Raw genomic sequence first — 20,876 nt, 5'->3', positions numbered from 1 at the left:
AGGGGAGCGCCATTGACCGGTTACTTTGTGCGGACCACGGAATTGTCTGTTCGTGAACGAGCAAGTTTTACAGAAGGTCTGCCTGCTCCTTGGCTTCTATGCCATTGGTTGCTCTCCTGGTCCAGAAGACCCAATGGTCGTTGAGCCATTGGGTCGTGACACGAGCAATGTCGTCTCGCAGAAGGACACGATCCGATATGACCCCATCGGTACGTGGGTGCTGACGGAGTTTCACGACAGTATTGCAGTGCATCGGCGTATTGGACGTTACCGCATGCCGATCCCTGCGTGGACCGCACTGGTTCTGCGCGTGGATAGTGACACCGTCCGGTGCAATGGCATTCTCCTGCCGTGGGTGAGAAAGTTCAATCGTGCAGGGCGGGACACGATCCTGGAGATCGACGACTACGGCCCACAGACCTTCATCCATGACCCGGTCGCGGACACCGTGCGCGTGATCTGGATGAACCCGGGTGTTCCAGGGCAGAGCGGCATATTGCACTATCGGCGCCTGCGACTTGATGAACTACATCTACTGAAGGGCATTGATGTCATTCACCCGGCCCCTGAAGATCGCTTCCGGTCAAACTACCGAGCGTACCTGACCCGGCTCTTGTTCGAAGGTCATTACGACCCCTTGGATGATGGTCAGCACGGGTTCCGGATCGACGAGCAGGGGAGGATCTCAGGACATCCGATATGGAACGAATTCTATTTCCACGACTACTTCGGAACACGGCACCCGTGGAGGGATGAACTGGACGGGCTGGTTTTCAGGGACACCACCGAACGTTGGCCGGCAGGCACATTCGGTTTTAGCTGGAGGTTCGCAACGGATACACTGGTTCTCCATCGGATGACCACGGACGGTGACTTCTACTACCCAGCCAAGGGAGCGATGCGTTTTCTGAAGCTGCGTGAGCGGAATTAGACCATCACCCCCACCACCCCCTCCATCGCCTCCATCGCCGCATGGATATTCTTCACGTCCTGCACGCTGATCCGCAAGGTCCCCGCCTTCTCGTACACCTTGAGCCTTCGCGGCTGAGCTTGCACCGCACGCAGCACCGCATTGAACCCATCTCCCTCGAAGAAGGGATGCTTTTGGTCCGCGATGAAGGTGCCGATGAGCGTCTGCTTCTTCAGCACGATCTTCTCCAGGCCCATGCGTTGGCCCAGCCAGCGCAGGCGGATGGCCTCCATCAGCTCGACCACCAATGGTGGCACGGGGCCGAAGCGGTCGGTGATCTCGGTGGTGAACCGCTGCAGCTCGGCCTCGTCCTTCACATCGTCCAGGCGGCGGTAGAGGGCGAGGCGCTCGGCGGTCTCGCCCACGTAGGTGGCCGGGATCAGCATCGGCAGGTCGGTCTCGATGATGCAGTCGTCGCTCTGGTCGCGGCGTGAACCGCGGGCGAGGGCGTGGCTGCCTTCCTGCGCGTCGGCGAAGAGCTCCTTGAAGTGCTCATCCTTCAGCTCGCGCACGGCCTCCTCCAGGATCTTGTGGTAGGTCTCGAAGCCGATGTCGTTGATGAAGCCGCTCTGTTCCGCGCCCAGCAGGTCGCCCGCACCGCGGATGTCGAGGTCCTTCATGGCGATGTGGATGCCGCTGCCCAGGTCGCTGAACTGCTCGATGGCCTGCAGGCGCTTGCGGCTGAGGTCGGGCAGCAGGTGCGGGCTCGGGGCGAGCAGGTAGCAGTAGGCCTTCTTGTTGCTGCGGCCCACGCGCCCGCGCAGCTGGTGCAGGTCGCTGAGGCCGAAGTTCTGCGCCTCGTTCACGATGATCGTGTTCGCGTTCGGGATGTCGAGGCCGTTCTCCACGATGGTGGTGCACACGAGCACATCGGTGTTGCCCTCGATGAAGTCGAGCATCACCTCCTCCAGCTTGTGGCCTTCGAGCTGACCGTGGCCCACACCCACGCGCGCGCCGGGCACCAGCTTGCGGATCATGTCGGCGATGAACTCGATGTTCTTCACCTTGTCGTGCAGGAAGTACACCTGGCCGCCGCGTGAGAGTTCGTACTCGATCGCGCCTCGGATCACTACTTCATCATAAGGCTGCAACATGGTGCTCACCGGGTAGCGATTGGGCGGCGGCGTGCTGATGATGCTGAGGTCGCGCGCGCCCATGAGGCTGAACTGCAGTGTGCGCGGGATGGGCGTGGCGGTGAGGGTGAGCGTGTCCACCGTGGCGCGCAGGGTCTTCAGCTTGTCCTTCACGTTCACGCCGAACTTCTGCTCCTCGTCGATGATCATCAGGCCGAGGTCCTTCCACACCACGTCCTTGCTCACCAGCCGGTGCGTGCCGATGAGGATGTCGATCTTCCCTGCCTTGAGGTCCTTGAGGATCTGGGTCTGCTGCGCGCTGCTGCGGAAGCGGTTGATGTAGTCCACGCGCACGGGCAGGCCCTTCATGCGGTTGCTGAAGCTCTTCCAGTGCTGCAGCGCGAGGATGGTGGTGGGCACGAGCACGGCCACCTGCTTGCCGTCGCACGCCGCCTTGAAGGCCGCGCGGATCGCCACCTCCGTCTTGCCGAAGCCCACATCGCCGCAGACCAGCCGGTCCATCGGGGTGGGCTTCTCCATGTCGCGCTTCACGTCCTGGGTGGCCTTGTTCTGGTCGGGCGTGTCCTCGTAGATGAAGCTGGCCTCCAGCTCGTGCTGCAGGTAGTTGTCCGGCTGGAAAGCGAAGCCCGGCTTGCTCTTGCGCTGCGCGTAGAGCTTGATCAGGTCGAAGGCCAGCGCCTTCACCTTCGCCTTCGTTTTCTCCTTCAGGTTCTTCCACGCCGGTGAACCGAGCTTGCTCACGGGCGGTGCCGCGCCACCTTCCTCGCCGCTGTACTTGCTCACGCGGTGCAGGCTATGGATGCCCACGTAGAGGATATCGTTGTCGCGGTATTTCAACCGGATCGCCTCCTGCATGGAGCCGCCCGCATCGATCTTCTCCAGTCCGCTGAACACCCCGATGCCGTGGTCGATGTGTACCACCAGGTCGCCGGGCTTCAGTTGCGTGAGCTCCTTGAGCGTGAGGGCCTGCGAGTTCTTGCGGAAACCCTCCTTCAGCCGGTAGCGGTGGTAACGCTCGAAGATCTGGTGGTCGGTATAGAGCGCCAGCTTCAGCTCGGGGTCGATGAAGCCTTCGTGGAGGTCGAGCACCAGCGGCGTGAAGGCCACCTCGTGCTCCATGTCGTTGAAGATCGTGTAGAGGCGTTCGCTCTGCTTCGCGCTGTTGCACGCGATCAGGTTCGTGTAGCCCGCGTTCTGCTTGTTGTGGAGATCTCCTGATAGAACCTTGAATTCCTTGGCGAAGGTGGGTTGGGGGCGCTGTTGAAAGTCGATGGAATGCGCCCCTAGCTTCTGGCCACTAGCTGCTGGCTCATTCGCGGTCGGGCCAGCAGCCAGTGGCAAGTGGCCAGAGGCCCAGAACACCTTCCTATACCCCAGCGTCCCCTTGATCAACTCGCTGTCCGTCGCCAGCAACTGGTCCGGCGTCGGGTGTTTGTCCTTCTCTGCCACGCGCTCGTACACCTCGCCGAGCAACTTCAGTTGCTTCTTCGCCGCATCCCCTATCGCTTGCAGGTCCCGCAGCCAGATCACGGCGTCTTCCGGCAGTTGTGCGAAGAAGTTCTGTTGTCGCGCGGCATCCTCATCCTGCAGGTCGGGCACGATCACCGCTTCGCCCAGGCGCTCGATGGTCAGCTGGTCCTGCGGGTCGAAGCGGCGCACGCTTTCGACGGTATCGCCGTAGAGCTCGATGCGGTAGGGCTTGTCGCTGCCGTAGCTGAACACGTCCACGATGCCGCCGCGGATGCTGAACTGCCCCGGCTCGTACACGAACTCGACGCGCGTGAAGCCGGTCTCGTGCAGCCATTCTTCCAAGATGTCGATGGGCAGCTCCTCACTTCGCTTCACCGTCAACGTGTTCTTCTGCATCTCCTCCTTGCCCATCACCAGGGGGACGAGGGCGTCGGGGTAGGTGATGATGACCAGTCGCTCCGGCCGCTTCATCAACGCCTCCAGGACTTCCGTCCGGCTCACACGCTCCCCATCGTGATGGCCTTCGGGGTCGTACGGCGAACGCGAGGGTGCGGGATAGAAGAACATGTCTTCCTCCTTCTTCGTGTGGCGGCCATCCTTGTCCTTGCCGCGCAGCGCTTCCAGGTCGTTGATGAAGTACGCCGCCTCTTCCTTGTGGGTGAGCACGAACACATGTACGCCGCCATGCTGCTCGATCAAGGCATGTGCGATCAGGGCCTGCGAGGAACCGATGGTGCCGCTGATCTGCACACGTGCGGACTTCTCCCGCAGGCCATCGGCCACACGGGTCACGCGAGCATCGGAGCGGTAGAGGGAGAGGAGCTCTGGGAGGGAGGTCATTGGTCTTTGGTGCTCGGATCGGGCCTGATATCCTTGGCCGGGATGAGGTCGTTCTGGAAGTACCGCGTTGTCTTCTTCACGAACGGATTGAATGTGACCGTACCCATTTCCGCGTACCACTCCCATGAGCCGTTCTCTTGTTGTGTCTCGAACGCACTGCGAACCGCTTCTGTCCCCCTATACGTGACAGACAAACGGCCCAATCGCGAAAGTCCAAGCGACATGACCCAAAGGAGTTCTGACTCACCTTCCTCGGATTGCTCGAAGTGATTGTGCCATTCGCCAAAGACAAGTGTGTTCTCGTTCGCACCGATGTCGACAACAACGTCGAAGCCGTCTTCAGCCCCTTTGGATATGTGGAGCTGGTGGTCTCCTTGGTAGCGAACCACGACCGCTGGATAGTCGCGGTTCAGCCTATTTATTATCCGCTTTAGAAGTTGGGTTTTGTTCATGCGCACACAAACGCCCGAAACCCGGTGCCGGTAATTCCGGGCATCGGGTTCGGGAACGGCCGCGAAGCTAGGTCAGGGCTTCAAGCCTTCAAGGCCTCGGCCACACGCTCGCCGAGCCATGTGCGCGCAGCCACCTCCTCGTTGAACACTTCTGCCGGGAACGGGGTGGGGTAGTAGGCCTTGTACAAGCGCAGCAGGGCCTCGGCCATCATGCTGCCTGCCACTACGGCGAAGGCGAGCACCCAGTCGGTCGCATCATGCGCGCGCAGGTGGTCAGTGTTGATGACGCTCAGGTCTAGATCGGTATCATGAGGCACGATGAGCAGCAGTCCAGTAGGGGTTGTGCCGCACATGCGCTTGCGCTCCTGGATCACTTCGCCCACGCCCGACTTGTCCAGCAGGATGCCCGGGGCGAACCGGATCTCCAGCATGTTCGGCGCAAGCCATTTCAGCAGGGCGCAACGGGTGCTGGTTTCTTCGCTCTTCATCTTGACAATGGCGCGAAGATGCCACCGCGGGCCTTGCTTCCGTCAGGGTTTCATCGCCTTCTCCACCATCGCCCTGCTACCGATGAACAAGGGACAGCGTTGGTGCAGCTCAGTTTCCAAGGATGCGGGCGACAGGTGCATTTCGTTTATCGCACGCTCAAATACTGGCAGGCATTCGGGCGAAGGAGACACCTCCACGTTCGAGTTCTGGCAGCACCTGACCCTGATGGTGTTTTGGGAGCTGTCTGACAACTTGAGTGTAACCACTCGCCTCAAAAGCGATCTCTCCAACATGGAGATCGATCCGCCAACGGTTCGAGTTCGGCTCGTGATGAATGTCCGCGATATCGATCTCCAGCATCATATTGCCATTGGCGATATCGATCCGCAGACCGGCAACGTCATGAAAGACCAAGGTGCAGGGCGAGACGAAGAATGAGAAGTGCTTCGACGGCGGATATGGGTGGACCCACTTGAAGATGTAGTCGATGTCGAGAAGGAACTCGCTGACGAAAGGCTCCGTTCCCGCATTGAACGAAATGCCATGTATGAAGGCATCGTGCCATCCCATTTGGACGTAATCAGCATCAGTCCATATGGCCTTCTCGAGTTTGAATGTTGCCGAAGGATCCATCTGTCCGCTGCAGCGTGCAGCTATTTCATGGCCCGTTCCACCATCGCCCTGCTGCCGATGAACAGCGGGCAGCGCTGGTGCAGTTCGGTGGGTTTCAGATCAAGGATCCGCGTGGCGCCATCCGTGGCCATGCCTCCGGCCTGCTCAACGATCATGGCCAACGGGTTCGCCTCGTACAGCAGGCGCAGTTTGCCCTTCGGGGCCTTGGCGGTGCCGGGGTACAGGTAGATGCCGCCCTTCATCAGGTTGCGGTGGAAGTCTGCTACCAGGCTGCCGATGTAGCGCGCGCTCATCTTCTGCTTCTTGCAGTCGTCGATGTACTGCTGCACGCCGGGACTGAAGTCGTAGAGGTTGCCCTCGTTCACCGAGAAGATCTTGCCGTCCTCCGGTGTCTTCATGTCCGGGTGGCTGAGGCAGAAGGTGCCGATGCTGGGGTCGAGCGTGAAGCCGTTGACGCCGTGGCCCGTGGTGTACACGAGCATGGTGCTGCTGCCGTAGATGATGTAGCCTGCCGCCACCTGGGCGGTGCCGGGCTGCATGAAGTCGTCCATGGTGGCCTTGGGCCCTTCGCTCACGCGGCGGTAGATGCTGAAGATGGTGCCGATGCTCACGTTCACGTCGATGTTGCTGCTGCCATCCAGCGGGTCCATCGTCACCACGTATTGGCCGCCGTTGTCGAAGTGCACGATCTCGTCGTTCTCCTCGCTGGCCACGGCGCACACCATGCCCTGGCTCTTCAACAGGCGGATGAAGAGGTCATTGGCGTACACGTCCAGCTTCTGTTGCGCCTCGCCCTGTACGTTCTCGGTGCCCTGTGCGCCCAGGATGTCCTCTGCCAGGCCAGCTTTGTTCACCTCGCGGTTCACCATTTTGCCCGCCAAGCGGAAGCTGGTGAGCAGCTGCGTGAGCTCACCCGTGGCATAGGTGAACTCGTGCTGGCGTTCCACGATGAACTCGGCGAGGGTCTTGACTTGGGCCATTTCGATCAGATGATCAGGCGATCAGATGATCAGATGATGATCCGCTGACGACTGATACGGCACAAAGATGCGGTGCGGCTTTCTTTGTGGACATGTACGTCGTCATCCGTCGTGCCGAAGAGCGCGATGTTCCCCAGATGCTGGCCCTTGTGAAGGAACTCGCCCTGTTCGAACGAGCACCGGAGGAAGTCACGGTGACCTTGCAACACATGAAGGAGGCGGGCTTCGGTGCCGATCCGGTCTGGGTCGGTTGGGTGGCCGAGGCGGATGGCGTGATCGCGGGCATGGCGGTCTGTTACGAACGTTATTCCACGTGGAAGGGCCGCCGCCTCTATCTGGAGGACATCATCGTTACCGAGAGCGCACGCGGACACCGCATCGGCGAAAAGCTCTTCCGTCAATGCGCCGCGCACGCGGTGGAGCACAACTACAGCGGCATGCTCTGGCAAGTGCTCGATTGGAACACGGATGCGATCCGGTTCTATGACCGCTTCTGCGCGAAGTACTCGAAGGAGTGGTTGAACGGTTCCTTGGAACTGGACCAGCTCCGCAAGATCTGCGCTGAATGAAGTGGCGCGGTTGGCACGGCTATGCGTTGCTGGCCGTGCTCGTGCTGCCGCTCTTCTTCATCTGCGTGCGCGGCACCCACGATTGGGGCGATGACTTCGCACAGTACATCGTGCAAGCGCGCGACCTGTCGCAGGGCGGGTTGATGCTGCCCGATCGTGCCGTGCTCAACTGGCCTGCGCACGGACCAGCCCCGAAGGGTATCGGGTTCTCGCTGCTGCTTGTTCCCGTCCACGCGATGTTCGGTACGGAGGTGGCGCCGTACGCAATGTTGAACGTGCTGGTGGTGATGGCCATCGCACTGCTCCTGTTCCTTTACCTGCGCAGTGCGCATCCAGCCGCGGCGCTCATCGGCGCCTTGCTTTTCGCCTACGACCGGCATGTGCTGCAAGCTTGCACAGAGATCATGCCCGACCTGCTGCTGTCGCTCTGCGTGGTGGTGTTGATGGTCTTGCTGCAGCAGCCCGGCCAACGACGATGGTGGTGGGCGCTGGCCATTGTGGTGTTCGCTGTTCTGCTGAAGTCCGCTGGTTGGTTGTTGTGGCTGGTGCTGTGCGTGGAGCTGTTGCGCAGCCGATGGTGCAAGGAGGCACAACGCCCAATGACGGCGGCCAGGGTCTGCGGTCTGCTCGTGCCACCGCTCGTCGGTGTTGCGCTGCCGATGCTGCTCTCGCGGTCCGATGCTGCATCCGGCTTCTGGTACGCGGAATTGCTTGATGTCGGCAGCCTCATTCACCGCATGGGCACGAACACGATGATCTATGCCCGCGCGGTGGCGGCCTACTTCGAACAGGAGCTGCCCATGTGGATGAACAGGTTGCTGGTGCCCGTGGTGCTTGCAACGGCGGTGGCCGGTTTCATCCGGCGCGTGGTGCAGCGCTTCGGTGCGGTGGAGCTGCTGGTGGTGCTGTGGGTGCTCATGCTGCTCGTGTATCCCGACACCAACTCGGCCGCGCGCTTCATGCTGCCGTTGCTGCCGTTGGTGCTGGTGTACCTCGTTGAAGGCAGTGCGTGGATCGCGGAGCGGATGAAGCTCCCACGTGTTGTCTTGCCTGGCGTGTTGGGCGCCTTCCTCCTAGCGCACGCACTGTCCGTGCGGTGGTTCGCGCAACATGACAATACCGCTGCCATGGGACCGTACGCACCCGCCGCGCAGGAGGCGTTCGAAGCGGTGAGGCGCATCGTTCCCGCCTATGCTCGTGTGGCCAGCACACGGCCATGGGCGGTGCACCTCTTCACGGGCCGTACGAGCATGTGGGCCGCGTCGCCTACCGACCCCGGAAGACCGGTCGCGCACGTGGCGGAGGTGGAGCCGCAGTTCATATTGGTCGCAGGGTCTCCGAGCGAGGCGGGCATGTACGACGCTGGCTTGGTCCCGTACGTGCTAACCGATGCGCGATGGACCGAAGTGTGGCGCAACGATAGATTCACCCTCTTTCAACGACGGACGACGGAACAATGAAAGTCTTCAAGTTCGGCGGGGCCAGCGTGAAGGATGCGGCAGGCGTGCGCAACGTGGCCCACGTGCTCAAGCACTTCCCCAACGACGACCTGCTGGTGGTGGTGAGCGCCATGGGCAAGACCACCAATGCGCTGGAGGAGATCGTGTGGGGGTATTGCGAGGGTGCGCCGGTAGGAGAGAAGCTGGAGGCGCTGAGGAAGTCGCACTTGGTTGTATTGGCCGAAGTGGCACCGGACGATGTGGCCGCCGCAGCGGAACTGGTGCTGCACTTCAACCGGTTGAACGACTTCCTCAACACGGCGCCTTCCGGGCAACGCGACCGCGACTACGATCGGATCGTATCGCAAGGTGAAGTGTGGAGCACGTTGATCGTGAGCGCGCACCTGAAGCATGCCGGGTTGGCGAACACGTGGGCGGACGCGCGCAACGTGGTGCGCACCGACGATACGTTCCGTAGTGCGCACGTCGATTGGGAGGCGTCCACGCAACACGCCGAGGGCCTCTTGGGCAACGTGGCCGGAACGCCGAAGCGCATCGTTGCGCAAGGCTTCATCGGGTGCACGGCCGATGGCACCACCACCACTCTCGGCCGCGAAGGCTCCGACTTCAGCGCGGCCATCTTCGCCTACCTGCTCGACGCCGAGAGCGTCACCATCTGGAAGGACGTGCCCGGCATGTTCAACGCCGACCCGAAGCGCTTCCCTGACACTAAGTTGCTCAGCCACATCAGCTACCGTGAGGCCATCGAGCTGAGCTACTTCGGCGCCAGCGTCATCCACCCGCGCACGCTGCAGCCGCTGCAGAAGAAGCAGATCCCCCTGTACGTGCGCTCGTTCGTGGACCTCAACGCGCCCGGCACCACCATCGACGACCGCAGCGAGAACGACTCGCTCATCCCCTCGTTCATCATCAAGCCCGCGCAGGTGCTCATCAGCATCACCCCGCGCGACCTGTCCTTCATCGTGGAGGAGAACCTCAGCGGCATCTTCCGCACGTTGGCGCAGCACGGCGTGCGCATCAACCTCATGCAGAACAGTGCCGTGGCCTTCACGGTGTGCGTGGACAACGACAACCGTGTGAAGCCGCTGGTGCTGGACCTGCGCAGCGAGTACGAAGTGCGTTGGAACGAGGAACTGGAGCTGGTGACCGTGCGGCACTACGACGAGCCGACCCTCGCCAAGCTCACCAGCGGCAAGGAAGTGCTGGTGGAACAGCGCAGCCGCAGCACGGCGCGCTTCGTGGTGAAGTAGACCTCACCTCAGCAACCCCAGCAACCTGTCGGGGTAGTCGGTGATGATGCCATCGACGCCCATGCCGATGAAGCGCCGCATGTCCGCGGTGTCGTTCACCGTCCACACGGCGATGCCGATGCCGCGCGCGCGCAGCAGGGCCAGCAGCTCGGGGGTCACCAGCTCCTTGGCAGGGCTGTACACGGCGGGCCGGTAAGCGATGCGCGCCAGGTTGGCCTCTGCGCCATCGGCATTGTCCACCAGCAGGGCGGTGGCCACTTCCGGGGCCAGGGCATGCACCGCGTTGAGCACGGCCGGGTCGAACGATTGCACCAGGCAGTCCTTGTCGATGCCCAGCGCGCGCAGCTCGCCCAGCACCGCCCCGGTGTAGCGGTCGGGGGTGGGTTGGTGGGTGTGGTACAGCTCCGGCTCGCTCTTCACCTCCACGTTGAAACGCGGGACGCGCAGCCCGCGCTCGGCGGCGAACCGCCGCACGCTGTCCACCACTTCGCGCAGCAGTGGCTTGTGCTGCCGTGAGTTCACCTGCTGCGGAAAGTCGGGGTGGGGCAAACTGCCACAGTCGTAGCGCATCACCTCGGCCTGCGTCATCAACTGGATGTTGTGGTCGCGCTCGCGGAGAGAATCAATGCGCTGGCCGTTCGGATCGAGGCAGATGCGGTGGTCCATCCACGGCTCGTGGCTCACCACCACCTGTCCTTCCGCGTTCAGCACCACGTCCAGCTCCAGCCAATGGCAGCCCAGCTCGGTGGCCTTCAGGAAGGCCGGCACCGTGTTCTCGGGCAGCAGGCCGCGGCAGCCGCGGTGGCCGTGCACTTCCACGTTGCGTGAACCTTCGGGCATGTTGCACGCGAAACTGCAAGAAAGCACGGCAGCAACCAAGCACGCCTGAAGCTGCCGCAGGTGGGGGCCATGCTCTTGAGCCTCCTTGCGCATGGTGCAATGTTCGGGGACAATGGGGCATGCAGCAGCATGCACTACGTCCTACTGGTGGTCGGGCGGAAGGACAATGAGGGTGCACAGGAGCACCACTACGTGAGCTTGCGCGAGGGAGTCGGCGTCGCCTCCATCGGCCAGGACCGCTCTGAACCACCCATCACCTCGCGGCCAACCTTTCCGGGCAACGATGCGTGTCTTTGTAACGGGCAAGGCTTGCCCACAGCCATGTACTTGGGCCAACGCACACGCAACAACGCCGCACTCGTGGTGCTCGCGGTGATGGCTGCTGCACACGCAGCGGCGCAGAACCTTGTGCCCAACGGCGATCTGGAGCAATACACCGTGTGCCCCACCACGCAGTCGCAGATCGACCGCGCGGCGCCGTGGTTCAACGCGTTCATCAGCGTGCCCAACGGACCAGGGCCCACGCCGGATTACTTCAACGCATGCGCCGCCGGTGGCATGGTGGATGTGCCCACCAACAACTACGGACCGCAGGACGCCTTCAGTGGCGATGCCTACGCCGGACTGGTCACGTACATGCTCTTCTCGCCGCAGTTCAGGGAATACCTGCAAGTGCAATTGGTGCAGCCGCTGGTGGCGGGCGAGTGCTACCGCCTCTCCATGCGCATGAGCCTTGCCGAGCAGTTCTCCAATGCTACCACCGATGGCATCGGCGCGTACTTCAGCAACGGCATGGTGGTGCAATCGGCGTGGGACACGCTGCCCGTTGTGCCGCAGATCGACCACTTGGGGGCCTACATCACCGACAGCATCGGCTGGGTGCCGGTGTCGGACATCTACGTGGCGCAAGGCGGCGAGGAATACCTGACGCTCGGCAACTTCCGGGGCAATGCCAACACGGGCGTGCAGGACCTGGACCCGCTGGTCTTCGCGGCCGACAGCTATGTTTTCATCGACAGCGTGGCGCTGCAACTGGTGCACGAAGGCTGCGGGCCGCTGGGCCTGCCCGCCGCGCACGCAGAGGAACCCTTGCGCTACGATGCCAGCACCGGCGTGCTGCACACGAGCATTGCTGGCGCTGCGCAACTGGTGTTGTACGATGCCATGGGGCGCACGGTGCTTTCGCTGCCGTTGGCAGGGGCGCGGGCGGTGCCGCTCACCGGCTTGCGTGCGGGGGCGTACAGTTGCACCGTGCTGGGGCAGGGGAGGCGGCAGGTGTTGCGGTGGGTGGTGCACTGAGCAAGCCTGCACTTCGCGCACTGGCCCCGTGTCGCTCGCGCAGTACGCGCTCGGCCTTGCCGAGTGCGCTTCTGCTCTAGGGGCTCTGCCCCGCCGCGCACACTACGTGGGACTGGTCAAGACGGGCCTGGAGGCCCTAGCACAATAGGCACTCGGCGAAAAGCCGAGCGCCTGCCCGCACAGGCGAACTAGTGCGGGCCTCCAAATCCTTTACCAACCGAACAAGCTGTTCCAGCGGCTGATCAGAAGGAGACACCTGCTTCTTGACAGGATGCTTTGACCGGGTGGCAAGCCTCTTGGCGGCCAACCAAGCATCATATTCCGCTACCGTCGCGAACTCAGGCGTTCCCCGCTTCCTGCGCTTCTTCTTGTAACCGTTCGCATCGTGGTATGTTCGCTTGGCCATCGATTCTAAATACCGGCCCCAAGAGTGTTCAAGTCCCGGATCCCGTTCCTGACATACGTACTCGACAAGACATCGAAACGGGTCAACCTCTTTTTCCTCTTCTGCCTATTGTATTGGGGCGTACAAGAGGTCATTTTCCGAACAGAGTTACACGAGGGAGAACATCCTCGTCTTTGGCGTGTGATGGATATCGTCTCGGTGTTGATCGGCTCATTCGTCTCGGGTTACATCTTCCATCTCGTGGTGAGCCATTGGCCGGAAATGAAGCGGAGGTTCGAGAAACAACAGGATGTGGACAATGCCATATTCAATCTCCTCGACAGTTGGGGGGAGATGGTTCAAAAGCTATATCAGGACCAACCGAGGGACCCATCAATTGATGAGCGTGTATTTGAAAAATGGTCGGTGTATGACAACCCTCCTGCCTATGACATAATGATGCGTAGCAAGCGCTTTGATGCTCACACTAGTGCCATGGAGTTCTCCTTACTTCATATCGACGAAGTCCTTGTTGAAAACCGGGAAGCGCTTGATGGTTGGTTGGCAGATCGGGCAGATACTGTTTTGTTTCTCCAGAAGCTTCCGGCCCCGGAATCGTCTTCTCAGAACTCACAGTTGGAGCAACGCCTTTGGACACTGAGCAGCATGCACGAAAAAGTGATGAGGTTCTTCAACTATGCAAGAACGATGAAGATTTCGCGGTTTGATCCGGATTACGTCAAGTGGAAAAAGTATCCGGATCTCACTTTTCAGGATGTGTGGGATCTGATCGATCGGGAGAATGAGGAGTGGAGGTCACGTATGCCCTCACATCTTCCTCCGCGTTCTTCTCCTCCCAAGTCTTCTTGATGCGCTGATAGAACTCCTTGATCGCCTGCAAAGCGTTCCAGAGTTTGGATGGACACAATGAGCACACGTATTCTTTCCGAACGTAATTCCGATACGCCGCGATCAAGTGGTTCACGTTCTCACGCATGACTATATGCGAACCAGTGATAGCTTGAATGAAAGATGTGCAAAGAGCCCCCGCGAAGCGAACCCTCCAGGCCTGCTCAACGCCGCCGCGCTGCTCTGCAACGGTGTAGGTCTGTTGCTCACCGTGCTGGTGTACCAAAAGCCCGACAGCAGAACGATCATGTACAACAAGAGTGAGCTGCCCGCCATCCGACAACGTGATCGCTCGCGCCATCGCTTGGCCCTGGCAGGGTTCATCGTCCTGGGCTTGGCGTTCTGTTTCCAACCGGCGGCGGAGCTCTCCCGCTGATCCCCTACCAAGTACAGAGTTCACAACCGCATGGACTTCCGTTCGTTCCTTCAGCAGAACCTGGCCACCTTCACGGATCCAGCCATGCGTGCCGCTGCCCAGATCATTACCCGCTTGGGGGATCTCCCGCCTTCCTCCGATCCCCGGGTGCTGGCCAAGGTGCTTTACAAGTTGCTCGATCCACAGGCCACTAAGGGGTTGCAGACCTTGTTCATGTTCTACCAGGCCGTGGAGCCGGCCAACGAGCAGCCGCTGGAGCTGAAGCAAGATCCCAGGCTTTTTCTTGCCGCGATCAACGAGGTGGTGGATCTACAGAACAACGATCCTGACTATCGTTGGCCTTCGCCGCTCCACCAGCAGCGGTTCGGCAAGAGGGGTTGATCTGATCCGTAGTTCCGATAAGGCGGGCCGAAGGCCCTAGACTGAAGCGCACTCGGCTAAGCCGAGCGCGGGCCTACGCGAGCTACTGCGGGGTCCCGCGCGCATTCGAAAGGCTGGGTTCGGATTCTACAGACAAGCACTACGTAAGACCAGGTGCAGGGGATATTTGGGCCTTCATCGAAGGAATTGCCACATGGTGCGCTAATCCGAACCGCCAGGGCATGCCCTTTGTACAATGAGTAGCGCAAAAGCCATGAATTCGTATTGGAAAGAGCACTAACGATGGAGGCGCATCGAGTTGAACCGTACGATTAATTCACGAAGAGCACTTGTAAAAGTCTCTGAACGATCTGAACTCTTCGTGCAAGGATGCTTCGCTCAAAGATACAGCCAAGCTAGAGAGGAATTGAAGTGGGTTTGTACGGTCAGCGCCTATGTCCCGGAGCAGAAGAAACATGTGCACGTGAAGGACATGTTGGATGATTTGAGCCATTAGGATTCGAATGGCCTTTATGTCATTGTAAAGCTCAGCATCGGGAATTCGTATAGCGATGGTCTTGTTTGACTCTCTGAAGCGCTCGGGTGGGGAGGACCTTGTGGGCAATCCGTTAGTGTGCTTAACGCAGTTCGCTACGAAGTTGACTTCCTTGAGTGTTTGGTGGTAGCTGGGTCTCTTGAGGTCAACTTCCAGCTTGGTCGTGATGTAGTCGTATAGAGTGCCGGGGGGGTAGCTTGGAGTTTCAGAGAGTTGCTCGCAGTGCGTGAGGAGTCCGTTGATGAAAGACTCGTAGCGGTGATAGAGTTGTACGTATGCAAGTCTGATCATCATGAACTTGTCTTCCCGGAAATGGTCCTCAACGATGTTGATTGTCCTGCTGTACCGCGATTGCCTCCATAGCTGGAGTTGTTCAACACTGTTCCTATTGATAGCCGGGATGATGACCTTTTTGTAAAAGGCAATCAAGCCATTCATCTCGTACTGACACACGGAGATGAACTCGATGAAGCGCTTTCCCCCCGGAGTGTCTAGAAGTTTGTCCACGTCCTTGACCTCAAGCAATTGCTTCGTGAGACCATCGAACATGACGTCGTATGGGTTCGCTTGTTTCTGCTTCAAGGCTGGTGAAATGTTGGCGCTTGCTCGTGATGTCCCCGCACTGGCTCACTTGCAGCGAGTGCGCCTCGGTCTTGGGCCTCTGGCCAGTAGCCCTTCCAGCAACTACTAAGCTCGAACATGGTTGGTGAATTTACGTTTCCTCACCCCCACACCTCCACCTCCCACCAGTACCAGTCCTTGTGGATGTGGTAGGCCTCGGCCAGCACCAGGCTGCGCGGTGCTAGCGGGCGCCACTCACCGGGGTACGTGCGCACATGCGTGCCGGGGCTGTTGGGGTTTTGCATCAGCTTGATGCGCGCCACCTTGGCGTGCAGGTGCAGGGGCGGCAAGCGGCGCAGGCCATAGAGCCAGTCGTTCTTGTGCAGGAAGAAACAGCGCACGTGCAACCGGAAGCTGCGCGCGCCGGGGTCGCACGGCAGACAGGAGACAGTGCCGCTGCGGCCGGGCGTGTTCTCCCACACGTGGCACTGGCCCCAGCAGAAGTTGAAGTGCATGGCCCGCCCGGGCAGGCCGTGCTCGGCGCGGTGGCGGTTGTGCCAGCTGAGCAGGTGCTGTAGGCGGGCGTTCTCGTTCTCCAAGGCCAGCTGCTCGTGCAGGTCAACGGTGGTGGTGCCTGCTGCGGTGCGCACGCTCGCACGCACGCAAAGTCCGGGGCCGGGGGCCTCGGCGAACACCGCTGCCAAACCGTGCACTAGCACAGAACGAAGCTCGCCCGTGCCCAGGGCCACCGCAATACCCAGTTCAGGGTATTTTTCGGGTGCGGGCACCGTGCGCGCGGGTGCACCTGACGGTCCGTTTTGTGGCACAGGAAGGCCGCCGTTCAGTGCTGCTGGGCGGCAGATCGGATCCAACAAACGGCCGGTTGGATCGACAATGCCGCTGGTTGGATCCAAGCTGAAACAGATTGGATCAACACTGCAGCAGATCGGATCCAACGAGCAATTGGTTGGATCGACAACGCCGCTGTTTGGATCCAACCAGCAACAGATTGGATCAACAATGCCGCAGATCGGATCCAACGGAGAACAAATTGGATCGACAATGCCGCGGATCGGATCCAACGAGCAATTAGTTGGATCGACAATGCCGCTGGTTGGATCCAACCAGCGGCTGATCGGATCAACAACGCCGCAGTGCAGTCGTGGAATTGGAACGTGTAGTGCAGCACACCATCGGTTGTGAACTGACCCGCTGTCAGGTGAACTGTTAAAAATGAAGGGTGCTTGAGCGCGCGATGAACACCATCGGTTGCAGCGCCAGCGTGGGCCAGCAGCGTTTGTCAGTGGTTATCAACAAAACCGCTTTCTGTAACCCGGACTACACGCCCCCCTGTTACGGCCCCTCGGACAGCAACAAAGGCAACGGGCCGGATGCAAACGGACCGGGGCCGCTGGGCCGAAGCAAATCCAGGAAGATACACCTCAGGCAAAACCCTAAAAAGCAAACCCACATGAAAACTCTTGTGAAAGCAGGCGCCACCCGGATGAAACCGGATGAACTGGTGAGCAAGACGGACTACGTGGTGGGCAAGATGACGGGGAACCTGGCTTTCGCCAATCCTTCTCCCACGCTTGCTGCTATGACCGATGCCAGCACGGCCTTGTCGGACGCCAACAAGGCGGCCAACAGCCGCGCCAGCGAAGCCATTGCTACCAGGAACACGGCTGCGCGCACGTTGCGCGCCATGCTGTCTGACCTGGCCCGCTACGTGAACAGTGTGGCCGAAGGCGACAGCGCTATTGCACTGAGCAGCGGATTCGATGCAGTTACTCCCCCGGCACCCATCGTGCTGGTAGCACCTGCCGATCTGCGTGCCCGCATGAGCGCCTACGCCGGGGCCATCGACCTTTCATGGGCAGGTGTGCGCGGTGCTCATATGTACAAGGTGCAGATGAGCAGCACCCCCGACGCACCGGCCAGCTGGCAAACGGTAGGTACCGCGACACGTCGCCGGTTCACCAAGACCGATCTGCCCGCCAACGTGCTTTACTCGTTCCGCGTTATCGCGCTGGGCGCCCTCGGCGAGGGTCCCGACAGCGAGATCGCGAGCGCCAAGGCACACTAAGGTCCACCGTCGAGCAGCAGCGCGGCGCCCACGCGCCGGAGCCGAAGAACGAACCACTTTCGCTCACCAAGATCCAAGCCCAGCCCCCGGTTGCATCCGGGGGCTGGTTGCGTTTTGGCGGGAATGAACTACTGCTCCACGAACCTTGCCGGTCTTGGAAAGGCCCTCGGCAGGCCGAGCGCCTTTCCGAGCGAACAGAAGACCGCGCGGACTGCACCGTTCAACAACGCTTGGTCGCTGGCCCACTTCGCACCGGTGAAGTCGGTTTCTTTCGGGATGATGGAGCCTGCCGACGCACCTGAGCTGTCCTGCCCGCATTGTGGGTCGCAGGATGTGCGCGCCGAAAAGTGGGCGCGCGGTTCTGTCATCGGCTTGTTCCTGCTCACCGGATTGCCGATCCCGATCACCAGCCGCGTGCACCGTTGCTTCGACTGCGGTGGCAAGTTCAAGTGGATGAACGGGCAGGCTGTGCCGGTGGTTGAGCGCACCTCCGTGTTCGTGGTGCTCGTCTTCATCGTCGTTATCGCACTGGGCGGATGGCTGGTCTATTCTTGGACGTTGTTATGAGCGACACACACGATACTGCGGAGCTGAAGGCCAAGGAGCGCTGGGTGGTGGTGGCTTCCTTCCTGCACGCGCACGAGGCCGCGCTGGCGCAGGCCATGGTGCAGAACGAAGGCGTGGAGTGCACACAGAAGGACGAGTTCATGGTAGCGGCGCAACCGTTGTACGCCAATGCCATCGGCGGCATCAAGCTGTTGGTGAAGGACACGGATGCCGAGGTGGCCAGGGCGGCCCTCATCGAAAGCGGCTACCTGTCCGAAGGCGTTGAAGAGACCGACTTCCTGGACGTGCTGCGTGCGCTGCTGCCGGTGACCCGCGCGGGTGGCCGGCGCACCTTTTCGCTCTCGCCGGCCCAGCGGAAGCGGCTGGTCTTCATTGTTGTCGCTGTCCTCGTGGTAGCCTTCGTGCTGCTCATGTGAGCAGCAGCGACCAACGCCACGGCATGAACGCAACAGCCCCCGGTCGTATTCCGGGGGCTGTTGCGTTGTGGAGGTTGCGCGCTATTGCTTCACGAACCTTGCCCGGTGCTCGCTGCCATCGGTGGCGAACACGCGCAGCACGTAGGTGCCCGCTGCCAGCTGCGACACGTCGAGGGTGCTGGTGCCGCTGCGCTGGTGCAGCACGCGGCCATCGGTGCCCAGTACCTGCAAACGCTGCACGGTGGCGTTGGCCAGGCGCACGTTCAGTGCATCGCGCACGGGCACGGGGTACACCAGCAGGGTGCTCGCATCGGCTTCGGCCATGCCCACGCTGAAGTCGGTGAGCAGCTCGGTGGTGTTGGTGCGCACGGGCGGGTTGAAGTCGAAGAAGATGTCGGCGTTGTTCGCGATGGTGAGCAGCGCCGTGCTCTGCGTGGTGGCGGTGGGCTTCAGGCGGAAGCGCACGAAGCCGTGGCTGAGCGGCTCGTTGGTGGTGCTGTCCACCAGCAGGATGTTGTTGAAGGTGAACTTCAGCACGTTGCCGCCCACGATGCTGGGCACGTAGGCGTGCGAGGCGCCGAGCACTTCCAGCGTGGCCATGTCGTGCAGCTCGCTGATGGTGTCCGTGACCACCACGGTGAAGGCCGTGTCGTTGCCCGTGTTCTGGAAGCGGATGGTGTAGTCGATGTGCTCATCGAGGTCGATGAAGTACGTGTCGTCCGACAGGCGCGAGCTGGTGCGGGCCTGCTTGTCGTTGGGGTCGTAGCTGCCCATCACCATCAGGTCTTCGGTGTTGGTGTTGTTGGCGGTGTTGCCCTCGGGCATGGTGCTGGTGGCCACCAGCGTGGCGCTGTGCACGGTGCCGATGAGGAGGGGGTCGGGCGGCACGGCCAGCGTCACGGTAACGCCCACACTGCCGAACGGCTGCACGGCGGGCAACTGCCATTGGGCACTGCTGGCGCCCTGTGTGGTGGGCGCCACGCTGCTGCTCACGAAGGTGAACACCGGATCCCAGGTGAAGTCGAGCGTTACGGGATCGCCGGGGTAGCCGCTCACGTTGCGCGCCCACAGGTGGTAGTTGAAGTTGAAGCCCGGTCGTGCGATGGTGTTCGCGGTGTGCGCTTCCAGGTCGAAGACCGTGCTGAGCGAATCGGCGATGTCGATGACAGGGTCGGGCAAGCCGTTCACCACATCGAAGGGGATGGGCGCGGCCACCGGACACCGTTGCACGGCATCGGGGTTCAGCTGTTCCAGCGTGTAGCTTCCGTAGGGCAGGTAGGCGCTGTAATCACCGTTGGCATCGGTGATGGCGTAGTAGGGGCCCGGCACAAAGCGCATCACCTGGTTGGCCATGCGCACTTCATCCACGTCCTGCACGCAATCGGCATCCTCGTCCAGGTGCAAACGACCGCTCACCTGGCCGCAGTTGAAACCGAGGTCGGGGATGGTGAAGGTGATGCTCTCGGTGCAGCCGGGACCGTCGTCGCTGGGCCAGCCCGCAACGGTGGCCGTCCAGGTGCCCGGCGCCATATCGGTGAAGGTGTACCAAACGGTATCGCCATCGACGGACGCGCCCGCGATCGGTGCGTTGTTGCCGAACTGGTCCCACACTGATACATCGCCCGAGCCAGGCTCGTACAGGTTGACCGGAACGATGGTGCGCACCGTGGCGCTGCCACTGTTATTGCCAGTACAGGTGCCTACGGTCTGCAGCACATCGATGTTCATCTCGTGCTCGGCCTGAATGGTAGCAATACCGCTGCCGTTGCATCCGTAAGCGTCCGTCAGCGTGAAGATGACGGTGGCACCAGCACAGGCACCTTCGGCATGGGAATACGCGTTGAACCCCAGGAACGGCGCGTCCACGGTGGTCATCGGCGGATTGGTATTGAGCATTACGGGCCACACCAGCCCGGGCGGGTAGTGCACGCGGAAGCCTCCGTTGCAGGTGTTTTCGCAGGGGCTCAGGCCACCGTAGCCCACCCACGTGGTAAGGTCGGGCATGGGACCAAGGTCCACTACCGTGTAGGTGCAGGTGGCCTGGTCCTGGTTGGCGTCAGTAACGATCACCGTGTAGGTACCAGGTAGAAGGTTGAAGATGGACCCCGATGTGTCGCCCGTGTTCCAGTCATAGACATAGGGCATAACGCCGCCCGTTACCGTGGTATGGACTTCACCTGCCGGGTTGTTGCAGAAGACGTCCTGGCCGCTGCACGAGACCTGCAACTGGGCTTGTGCGGCGGTGGCGGTAAGAAGAAGTGCGAAGGGTAAGAGTGGGCGCATGTGGTCAAGTTGAAGGAAAGACGCACAAAGG

General features: G+C 61.1%; 20 protein-coding genes. 12 read left to right on the top strand and 8 right to left on the bottom strand.

Going from position 1 to position 20,876, the window contains the following annotated elements; genetic code table 11:
• The first annotated feature begins 52 nt into the window (after positions 1-52).
• Positions 53-931 carry a hypothetical protein gene (locus IPJ76_06390; protein QQR87849.1) on the top strand — a complete coding sequence of 293 codons (879 nt, stop codon included), beginning with the start codon at positions 53-55 and terminating at the stop codon, positions 929-931.
• Here the strand turns inward: IPJ76_06390 and mfd are convergent.
• The 3 genes from mfd to IPJ76_06375 form a co-directional block, all read right to left on the bottom strand.
• A complete protein-coding gene (gene mfd, locus IPJ76_06385; GenBank protein ID QQR87848.1) occupies positions 928-4,374 on the bottom strand; it encodes a transcription-repair coupling factor in 3,447 nt (1,148 codons plus the stop codon). The genes IPJ76_06390 and mfd overlap by 4 nt on opposite strands.
• Positions 4,371-4,826: a hypothetical protein gene (locus tag IPJ76_06380; GenBank protein ID QQR87847.1), complete on the bottom strand. Its 456-nt coding sequence runs from the start codon at positions 4,824-4,826 to the stop codon at positions 4,371-4,373. The genes mfd and IPJ76_06380 overlap by 4 nt, the downstream gene beginning before the upstream one ends.
• A gap of 80 nt (positions 4,827-4,906) precedes the next feature.
• A complete protein-coding gene (locus tag IPJ76_06375; GenBank protein QQR87846.1) occupies positions 4,907-5,314 on the bottom strand; it encodes a hypothetical protein in 408 nt (135 codons plus the stop codon).
• A gap of 82 nt (positions 5,315-5,396) precedes the next feature.
• Between IPJ76_06375 and IPJ76_06370 the strand changes: the two genes are divergently transcribed.
• On the top strand, positions 5,397-5,753 hold the full coding sequence (locus IPJ76_06370; protein ID QQR87845.1) for a hypothetical protein: 357 nt from the start codon (positions 5,397-5,399) through the stop codon (positions 5,751-5,753).
• Between the two features lie 215 nt (positions 5,754-5,968).
• On the opposite strand, the gene fbp is transcribed toward IPJ76_06370, so the two are convergent.
• Positions 5,969-6,928 carry a class 1 fructose-bisphosphatase gene (gene fbp, locus IPJ76_06365; GenBank protein ID QQR87844.1) on the bottom strand — a complete coding sequence of 320 codons (960 nt, stop codon included), beginning with the start codon at positions 6,926-6,928 and terminating at the stop codon, positions 5,969-5,971.
• Between the two features lie 92 nt (positions 6,929-7,020).
• Between fbp and IPJ76_06360 the strand changes: the two genes are divergently transcribed.
• The 3 genes from IPJ76_06360 to IPJ76_06350 are packed head-to-tail and all read left to right on the top strand — an operon-like array spanning position 7,021 to position 10,207.
• The gene (locus IPJ76_06360; GenBank protein ID QQR87843.1) at positions 7,021-7,497 is read left to right on the top strand and encodes a GNAT family N-acetyltransferase; all 477 of its coding nucleotides are present in this window, start codon (positions 7,021-7,023) and stop codon (positions 7,495-7,497) included.
• Positions 7,494-8,957: a hypothetical protein gene (locus tag IPJ76_06355; GenBank protein QQR87842.1), complete on the top strand. Its 1,464-nt coding sequence runs from the start codon at positions 7,494-7,496 to the stop codon at positions 8,955-8,957. The genes IPJ76_06360 and IPJ76_06355 overlap by 4 nt, the downstream gene beginning before the upstream one ends.
• Positions 8,954-10,207 (top strand): aspartate kinase, encoded by a 1,254-nt coding sequence (locus IPJ76_06350; protein QQR87841.1) that lies wholly within the window; start codon positions 8,954-8,956, stop codon positions 10,205-10,207. The genes IPJ76_06355 and IPJ76_06350 overlap by 4 nt, the downstream gene beginning before the upstream one ends.
• Positions 10,208-10,210: 3 nt before the next feature.
• On the opposite strand, the gene IPJ76_06345 is transcribed toward IPJ76_06350, so the two are convergent.
• A complete protein-coding gene (locus tag IPJ76_06345; GenBank protein QQR87840.1) occupies positions 10,211-11,140 on the bottom strand; it encodes a glycerophosphodiester phosphodiesterase in 930 nt (309 codons plus the stop codon).
• Between IPJ76_06345 and IPJ76_06340 the strand changes: the two genes are divergently transcribed.
• From IPJ76_06340 to IPJ76_06325, 4 genes are all read left to right on the top strand, one after another.
• On the top strand, positions 11,117-12,346 hold the full coding sequence (locus IPJ76_06340) for a hypothetical protein (protein ID QQR87839.1): 1,230 nt from the start codon (positions 11,117-11,119) through the stop codon (positions 12,344-12,346). The genes IPJ76_06345 and IPJ76_06340 overlap by 24 nt on opposite strands.
• A gap of 589 nt (positions 12,347-12,935) precedes the next feature.
• Positions 12,936-13,601, top strand: coding sequence for a hypothetical protein (locus IPJ76_06335; GenBank protein QQR87838.1), 666 nt, complete (start codon positions 12,936-12,938; stop codon positions 13,599-13,601).
• Positions 13,602-13,734: 133 nt separating this feature from the next.
• Positions 13,735-14,016: a hypothetical protein gene (locus IPJ76_06330; protein QQR87837.1), complete on the top strand. Its 282-nt coding sequence runs from the start codon at positions 13,735-13,737 to the stop codon at positions 14,014-14,016.
• A 30-nt stretch (positions 14,017-14,046) separates the two neighbouring features.
• Complete coding sequence (locus IPJ76_06325) at positions 14,047-14,397, top strand: hypothetical protein (GenBank protein ID QQR87836.1); 351 nt, start codon at positions 14,047-14,049, stop codon at positions 14,395-14,397.
• A gap of 316 nt (positions 14,398-14,713) precedes the next feature.
• Here IPJ76_06325 and IPJ76_06320 read toward each other — a convergent pair whose 3' ends face one another.
• Both IPJ76_06320 and IPJ76_06315 read right to left on the bottom strand, forming a co-directional pair.
• On the bottom strand, positions 14,714-15,514 hold the full coding sequence (locus IPJ76_06320; GenBank protein QQR87835.1) for a hypothetical protein: 801 nt from the start codon (positions 15,512-15,514) through the stop codon (positions 14,714-14,716).
• 140 nt (positions 15,515-15,654) lie between these two features.
• A complete protein-coding gene (locus IPJ76_06315) occupies positions 15,655-16,407 on the bottom strand; it encodes a hypothetical protein (GenBank protein ID QQR87834.1) in 753 nt (250 codons plus the stop codon).
• Positions 16,408-16,964: 557 nt separating this feature from the next.
• Between IPJ76_06315 and IPJ76_06310 the strand changes: the two genes are divergently transcribed.
• The 3 genes from IPJ76_06310 to IPJ76_06300 all read left to right on the top strand — a co-directional run bounded on the left by IPJ76_06310 (position 16,965) and on the right by IPJ76_06300 (position 18,562).
• The gene (locus IPJ76_06310; GenBank protein QQR87833.1) at positions 16,965-17,579 is read left to right on the top strand and encodes a fibronectin type III domain-containing protein; all 615 of its coding nucleotides are present in this window, start codon (positions 16,965-16,967) and stop codon (positions 17,577-17,579) included.
• Positions 17,580-17,702: 123 nt separating this feature from the next.
• A complete protein-coding gene (locus tag IPJ76_06305) occupies positions 17,703-18,146 on the top strand; it encodes a hypothetical protein (GenBank protein QQR87832.1) in 444 nt (147 codons plus the stop codon).
• Positions 18,143-18,562: a DUF2007 domain-containing protein gene (locus IPJ76_06300; GenBank protein QQR87831.1), complete on the top strand. Its 420-nt coding sequence runs from the start codon at positions 18,143-18,145 to the stop codon at positions 18,560-18,562. Before IPJ76_06305 ends, IPJ76_06300 begins: the two co-directional genes overlap by 4 nt.
• Before the next feature lie 81 nt (positions 18,563-18,643).
• Here IPJ76_06300 and IPJ76_06295 read toward each other — a convergent pair whose 3' ends face one another.
• Positions 18,644-20,845, bottom strand: coding sequence for a T9SS type A sorting domain-containing protein (locus IPJ76_06295; GenBank protein ID QQR87830.1), 2,202 nt, complete (start codon positions 20,843-20,845; stop codon positions 18,644-18,646).
• Positions 20,846-20,876: the final 31 nt, after the last annotated feature.

The sequence above is a fragment of the Flavobacteriales bacterium genome (genome assembly GCA_016699575.1).
Lineage (GTDB): Bacteria > Bacteroidota > Bacteroidia > Flavobacteriales_F > PHOS-HE28 > PHOS-HE28.
This window is presented reverse-complemented; position numbering and strand designations above follow the sequence as displayed.

Coding starts and splice junctions, on each gene's coding strand:
- IPJ76_06355 (QQR87842.1), top strand. CDS start 7,494: ATGAAGTGGCGCGGTTGGCACGGCTATGCGTTGCTGGCCGTGCTCGTG.
- IPJ76_06370 (QQR87845.1), top strand. CDS start 5,397: ATGAACAAGGGACAGCGTTGGTGCAGCTCAGTTTCCAAGGATGCGGGC.
- IPJ76_06295 (QQR87830.1), bottom strand. CDS start 20,845: ATGCGCCCACTCTTACCCTTCGCACTTCTTCTTACCGCCACCGCCGCA.
- IPJ76_06360 (QQR87843.1), top strand. CDS start 7,021: ATGTACGTCGTCATCCGTCGTGCCGAAGAGCGCGATGTTCCCCAGATG.
- IPJ76_06340 (QQR87839.1), top strand. CDS start 11,117: ATGCTCTTGAGCCTCCTTGCGCATGGTGCAATGTTCGGGGACAATGGG.
- mfd (QQR87848.1), bottom strand. CDS start 4,374: ATGACCTCCCTCCCAGAGCTCCTCTCCCTCTACCGCTCCGATGCTCGC.
- IPJ76_06310 (QQR87833.1), top strand. CDS start 16,965: ATGAAAACTCTTGTGAAAGCAGGCGCCACCCGGATGAAACCGGATGAA.
- IPJ76_06345 (QQR87840.1), bottom strand. CDS start 11,140: ATGCGCAAGGAGGCTCAAGAGCATGGCCCCCACCTGCGGCAGCTTCAG.
- IPJ76_06330 (QQR87837.1), top strand. CDS start 13,735: ATGCGAACCAGTGATAGCTTGAATGAAAGATGTGCAAAGAGCCCCCGC.
- IPJ76_06335 (QQR87838.1), top strand. CDS start 12,936: ATGGATATCGTCTCGGTGTTGATCGGCTCATTCGTCTCGGGTTACATC.
- IPJ76_06300 (QQR87831.1), top strand. CDS start 18,143: ATGAGCGACACACACGATACTGCGGAGCTGAAGGCCAAGGAGCGCTGG.
- IPJ76_06375 (QQR87846.1), bottom strand. CDS start 5,314: ATGAAGAGCGAAGAAACCAGCACCCGTTGCGCCCTGCTGAAATGGCTT.
- IPJ76_06325 (QQR87836.1), top strand. CDS start 14,047: ATGGACTTCCGTTCGTTCCTTCAGCAGAACCTGGCCACCTTCACGGAT.
- fbp (QQR87844.1), bottom strand. CDS start 6,928: ATGGCCCAAGTCAAGACCCTCGCCGAGTTCATCGTGGAACGCCAGCAC.
- IPJ76_06380 (QQR87847.1), bottom strand. CDS start 4,826: ATGAACAAAACCCAACTTCTAAAGCGGATAATAAATAGGCTGAACCGC.
- IPJ76_06305 (QQR87832.1), top strand. CDS start 17,703: ATGAACTACTGCTCCACGAACCTTGCCGGTCTTGGAAAGGCCCTCGGC.
- IPJ76_06350 (QQR87841.1), top strand. CDS start 8,954: ATGAAAGTCTTCAAGTTCGGCGGGGCCAGCGTGAAGGATGCGGCAGGC.